Here is a 3,806-nt window from a genome sequence, read left to right as displayed (position 1 = left end):
GGTGCCAACCAGCAGTGGCAACTGGTCGTGGTGTCCAACGGTGGCGGCACCGGTGGGGGATGCGGCAGGTCCCCCGGCCTGTCGAACGGCGCCCATCGCGCTGGGCCCGGTAGCGGCGGATCAGCGCCGCCGTCGACGAGTCCACGTCGCCGAGGTCCGGCGCGTCGCCGGTGAGCTTCGGCGCGAGCTGGTTGGCCATTACCTTGCCCAGCTCCACGCCCCACTGGTCGAACGCGTTGATGTCCCAGACCGCGGCCTCGGTGAAGACGATGTGCTCATAGAGGGCGATCAGCTGGCCCAGCGTGGCCGGGGTGAGCTTCGGCGCGATGATCGAGGTGCTCGGGTGGTTGCCCGGCATCACCCGGTGCGGCACCACCGGCGCCGCGGTGCCCTCCGCCTCCACCTGCTCGCGGGTACGGCCGAAGGCCAGCGCGGCGGTCTGGGCGAAGAAGTTGGACATGAACAGGTCGTGCATGTCGCCGAGGTCGTGGTTGGGCTGGCTGAACGCGATGAAGTCCGCCGGGATCAGCCGGGTGCCCTGGTGGATCAGCTGGTAGAAGGCGTGCTGGCCGTTGGTGCCGGGCTCACCCCAGAAGATCTCCCCGGTCGGGTACGTCACCGGGGTGCCGTCCACCCGCACCGACTTGCCGTTGCTCTCCATGGTCAACTGCTGCAGGTAGGCCGGGAACCGGTGCAGGTACTGCGCGTACGGCAGCACGGCGTGCGTCTCGGCGTCGAGGAAATCGGTGTACCAGACGTTGAGCAGGCCCAGCAGCGCCGGCACGTTCCGCTCGACCGGCGTGGTCCGGAAGTGCTCGTCCACCGCGTGGTAGCCGGCCAGCATCTCCCGGAACCGCTCCGGCCCGATCGCCAGCATGACCGACAGGCCGACCGCGGAGGGCAGCGAGTACCGGCCGCCCACCCAGTCCCAGAAGCCGAACATGTTCTCCGGGTCGATGCCGAAGTCGCGGACCCGCTGCTCGTTGGTGCTCACCGCGACGAAGTGCCGGGCCACCGCCGACTCGTCGGCGTCCAGCCCGGCGAGCAGCCAGCGCCGCGCCTGGTTGGCGTTGGCCAAGGTCTCCTGGGTGGAGAAGGTCTTGGAGACGACGATGAACAGGGTGCTGGCCGGATCCAGGTCGGTGACCTTGTCGTGGATGTCGGTCGGGTCGATGTTGGACACGAACCGGCAGCTGATGCCCGCGTCCCGGTACGCCTTCAGCGCCTCGTACGCCATCACCGGCCCCAGGTCGGAGCCGCCGATGCCGATGTTGACCACGGTGCTGATGCGCTCGCCGCTGGCCCCCCGCCACGCGCCCGAGCGCACCCGCTCGGCGAAGGCCGACATCCGGTCCAGCACGGCGTGCACGTCCGCGACCACGTCCTGCCCGTCGACCACGAGCGACGCGTCGCGCGGCAGGCGCAGCGCGGTGTGCAGGACGGCCCGATCCTCGGTGGAGTTGATGTGCTGCCCGGCGAACATCGCGGCGATCCGGTCGCTGAGCCGGACCCGCTCGGCGAGCACCGAGAGCAGCGCCATCGTCTCGTCGGTGATTAGGTTCTTGCTGTAGTCCACGTGCAGGTCGGCGACCTCGCCGGTGAGCCGCTCACCCCGCTGCCCGTCGGCGGCGAACAGCTCCCGCAGGTGCGTGCCGCGCATCGCCTCGGCGTGCTTGCGCAACGCCTGCCATTCGTCCGTGGTGGTGACGTCCACAGCCATCGGCTCGATCTTCTCCTTCACGACGGGGTCTGCCAGCGGGCCGTCGTCGCCCCGCTGCGGGCCACCCCACCAGCCTGCCACCCGGGGCGGGTACGCGCGACGCGACCCGGGATCGCCCACCCCCTGGGAGCGGCGTTGGGACGGGTGTTCGACGCGGTGCCCGCCTTGACCTCGAGTGCACTCGAATTCCTACCGTGGCGGGACCGGCCGCCGCCCGGTCAGCGCGGCGTACCCCCCAGGGGCATCAGCATGCGTTACCGCGTCCTCGGCGACACCGGCATCGAGGTGAGCGTCCACTGTCTCGGCACCATGATGTTCGGCGCCGTCGGCAACCCCGACCACGACGAGTGCGTACGGATCGTGCACGCCGCCTTGGACCGGGGCATGAACTTCGTGGACACCGCCGACATGTACTCCGCCGGCGAGTCGGAGGTCATCGTCGGCAAGGCGCTCAAGGGCCGCCGGGACGACGTGGTCCTCGCCACGAACTCGCACTTCCCGATGGAGGAAGGGCGCAACCGGGGCGGCAACTCACGGCGCTGGATCGTCCGCGAGGTGGGGGAGAACCGGCGCCGCCTCGACACCGACTGGATCGACCTCTACCGGGTGCATCCACCCGACCCCGGCACCGACATCGAGGAGACGCTGGGCGCGCTGACCGAACTGGTCCGGGCCGGCAAGATCCGCGCCTTCGGCTGCTCCACCTTCCCGGCGGAGGAGATCGTGGAGTCGCGTCACGTCGCCGAGCGGCGGGCGCTCGGGCGGTTCCGGACCGAGCAGCCGCCGTACTCGGTCCTGGCGCGCGGCGTGGAGTCGGCGGCGTTCCCGGTCTGCCAGCGCTACAGCATGGGGGGTCAACTGCTGCCAAGGGAGCGTTCTTTAGGCGTCACAGACGCGTTCTAGTGCGGTGTTTGGGCGAGGAGCCGCGAGATTGTCGTACCCGTCGCCAACACTGATCCCGAGGGGGTGAGTGGGGGTGGGTGTGCGCAGTCTGCAGGCGTACCGGTTTGCTCTGGACCTGACGCCGTCGCAGGAGCGGGCGGTGCTGGCGCATGCGGGCGCGGCGAGGGTGGCGTACAACTGGGCTCTGGCCAGGGTGAAGGCGGTCTTGGACCAGCGCGCCGCGGAACGCAGCTACGGTATGCCTGAGCAGCTGCTGACCCCGACGCCCGGGTGGAATCTCGGGGCCTTACGCAAGGCGTGGAACCAGGCGAAGTCGGATGTGGCGCCGTGGTGGGCTGAGTGCTCGAAGGAGGCGTTCAACACCGGCCTGGACAACCTGGCGCGCGGGTTGAAGAACTGGTCTGACTCCCGGGCAGGCAAGCGCGCCGGTCGGCGAGTCGGGTTCCCGCGGTTCAAGTCCCGCCGCCGCAGCACCCCCAGCGTCCGGTTCACCACCGGCGCGATCCGGGTGGAGCCCGACCGGAAACATGTGGTGCTGCCCCGGCTGGGTCGGCTCAAGACCCACGAGTCGACCCGTAAGCTCGCCCGCCGCCTGGAATCCGGAACGGCTCGGATCCTGTCCGCGACGGTGCGCCGGGACGGCGGGCGGTGGCAGGTGGCGTTCTGCGTCGAAATCGAGCGGGTCGAGCGCACCCCGACGCGCCCGCAGGCGGTGGTTGGCGTCGATGTGGGGATCAGCCACCTGGCGGTGCTGTCCACCGGCGAGATGGTGCCCAACCCGAGGCATCTGGACGAGGCCGGCCAGCGGATGCGGCGCCTGTACCGGCAGATGTCTCGGCGTATCGGGCCGGACCGGCGCACCGGTCGGCGGCCCTCAAACCGGTGGGAACGCGCCCGCCGGCACGTCGCCCGCGCGCATGCGCGGGTAGCGAACCTGCGCCGTGACGGCCTGCACAAGCTCACCACCGGGCTGGCCCGCGAGTACGGCACGATCGTGGTCGAAGACCTCCACGTGGCCGGCATGCTGGTTAACCAGCGGCTGGCCCGGCAGGTCGCGGATGCCGGCTTCGCCGAGATCCGCCGACAGGTGGATCCTGCTGGCTTATTGGCGGGTTCATGCGGCTAGGGCGAGGCGGGCGAGGTGGCTGGTGCGGGTTCGGTCGAGGGGGTGACCGTTCCAGTA

General features: G+C 70.4%; 3 protein-coding genes. 2 read left to right on the top strand and 1 reads right to left on the bottom strand.

The features are described from left to right. A partial coding sequence (gene pgi, locus ACWEVO_RS32230) for a glucose-6-phosphate isomerase (protein ID WP_452311220.1) occupies positions 1-1,720 on the bottom strand: 1,720 nt, incomplete at its 3' end. Between the two features lie 249 nt (positions 1,721-1,969). On the opposite strand from pgi, the gene ACWEVO_RS32225 reads away from it, so the two are divergent. Then, the gene (locus tag ACWEVO_RS32225; protein WP_452311219.1) at positions 1,970-2,623 is read left to right on the top strand and encodes an aldo/keto reductase; all 654 of its coding nucleotides are present in this window, start codon (positions 1,970-1,972) and stop codon (positions 2,621-2,623) included. A gap of 73 nt (positions 2,624-2,696) precedes the next feature. After that, complete coding sequence (gene tnpB, locus ACWEVO_RS32220) at positions 2,697-3,749, top strand: IS607 family element RNA-guided endonuclease TnpB (protein ID WP_452311218.1); 1,053 nt, start codon at positions 2,697-2,699, stop codon at positions 3,747-3,749. Positions 3,750-3,806 lie beyond the last annotated feature (57 nt).

It is taken from the genome of Micromonospora sp. NPDC003776, from assembly GCF_053605645.1.
The sequence above is the reverse complement of the archived record's forward strand: the minus strand, read 5'-3'. Positions and strand labels throughout refer to the sequence as shown.

Excerpts from the sequence above, each read along its gene's own strand:
- ACWEVO_RS32225 (WP_452311219.1), top strand. The coding sequence starts at position 1,970 with ATGCGTTACCGCGTCCTCGGCGACACCGGCATCGAGGTGAGCGTCCAC.